The following is a 1,916-nucleotide window of genomic DNA, read 5'->3' on the forward strand; positions in this document are numbered from 1 at the left end:
CTGTATTATGTGCACAACGACCATTTAGGGCGCCCTGAAGTCATCACCAATGCCAGCAAGGCTATAGTGTGGCGGGCTAAATTAGAGGCCTTTGACCGTTCTGTGTTAAGCACAAGTATTGGTGATTTCAACATAGGATTCCCTGGACAATATTGGGACTCTGAAAAAGCCAGCTGGTATAACTATTTCAGGGATTACGATGCGACTTTAGGCAGATACCTGCAATCAGACCCTATTGGTTTGGCAGGTGGGTTGAATACTTATGGGTATGTCGGTGGGAATCCTGTTAATTTCGCAGATCCTTTCGGGCTTGATGCAACCGTATGTTTATATAGCGGTGCCGGGGGGTTTGGGCATGTGGGGGTCGGCATCAATAGCATTAATACTGAAGGTTATTACCCTAATTCATCCGCAGAAGGCAATCCTATTACGGGACAACAAGGTAAAGTTGTCTTTGATAGTGGGGAAAAGCTGTCATGCAAAACAATTCAATCTTCGGCAGAAAAAGATAAGAAAATGCTGGATTACATGCACAAGGTTCAAAGCAATCCGGGCGAGTATACTTTAACAGATACGAACTGTGTCGATTTTGTTAGGCAAGTATTGAGAGAGGCAGGTATTCAATCATCTGATTCCATTAGGCCAAGACCTTTTTTTGATGCACTTCAAGGTGGCGGACAATGACCACTAAAATCAGTTATGCATTTTGGATTTTATTTGCTGGAGCAATGCTTCCATTGGGGTGGCTTTTTTTTTGGGATGTCATAAACAACTCATATCCAGAAGGCGTCAGAATCCTAATGAGTTTCAAGTATCTGGACTCGTTGCTACTGTTGCTATGGCCTAGTTCCTTCTTTTTATTAGGAGACCCTACGGATAACAATATTGAGTTAAGGTTTTTATCTATAGTTGCAAATTTGTTCTACTACACTATCTTAGGATGGCTAGTATTTCTAATCCATACAAAAAAACGTTTGGTTTTTATACTTCCAATTGCCACTTTTTACATATGGTGGCTGTGGTACATAGTCTTGTAGAGTAAAACATGGGGTTGGGTATCTCACCCTCCCCCTGTTTTTTCGGTTTTAACTGCCAACTATGTCAGCAGCTGGAATGATGTGACTACCTGGGGTTATGACACTATGGGCCGTGTCACCAGCCAAACCTATCCTGGTGGCAACAGGGTGAATTACTCTTATGCGGTCAATGGTGATTTAGCCTCCATGACAGTGACTATCAACGGTGTCACCCGCTCTGTGCTGACAGGCATCAAACAATTTCCGGGCGGGCCAGTGGATGAATGGACTTACGGCAATGGCTTAAAGCGTACTTTGAGTTACGACCAGAGTTACCGCTTAACCGGCATAGCCACGGCAGGAGTTCAAAGCCTTGGGTTTAGTTACAACCTGGACAATACCATTAGCTCAATCACTCACGGCATCACCAGTAGTTATAGCCAGAATTTCAGCTACGATGCGTTAAAACGTTTAACAGGCATCACCAGCAGTGGTTTAGGCAATCATAGTTTTGGCTATGATGCATTGGGCAACAGAACCAGTCGCAGTGGAGCTGTGAATGAAACCTACGCTATAGCACCTAATTCGAACCGTTTATCTTCAGTGACCAAAGGGGGTGTAACCCGGGTGTTTGATTATGACGCCAACGGTAATCTGAAAACTGAAAAACGTTTTGATGGCAGTGTGATTAGCTACAGCTACAACAACGATAACCGAATGGCAAGCGCAGGTTCTGCCCAGTACAGATACAATGCATTGGGCCAGCGGGTGTATAAATCAGTCGGCAGTGTTGAAACGAGGTTTATCTATAGCCCACAAGGCCAGTTGTTAGCCGAAGGCACCAGCAAACAGTACATTTATTTTAATGGCCAGGTGGTGGGTTATATTCTGAACAACCAG

1 protein-coding gene and 1 pseudogene are annotated in these 1,916 nt (G+C 44.2%); both read left to right on the forward strand.

Annotation, left to right across the window (positions count from 1 at the left end; genetic code table 11):
- Positions 1–684 (forward strand): RHS repeat domain-containing protein (locus tag RHEIN_RS21275; protein ID WP_040555363.1); only part of this gene is annotated, 684 nt, incomplete at its 5' end.
- 434 nt (positions 685–1,118) lie between these two features.
- Positions 1,119–1,916, forward strand: a pseudogene (locus RHEIN_RS17035) (RHS repeat protein); the annotation flags it as partial.

This window comes from Rheinheimera sp. A13L, from assembly GCF_000217935.1.
Taxonomy (GTDB): domain Bacteria; phylum Pseudomonadota; class Gammaproteobacteria; order Enterobacterales; family Alteromonadaceae; genus Pararheinheimera.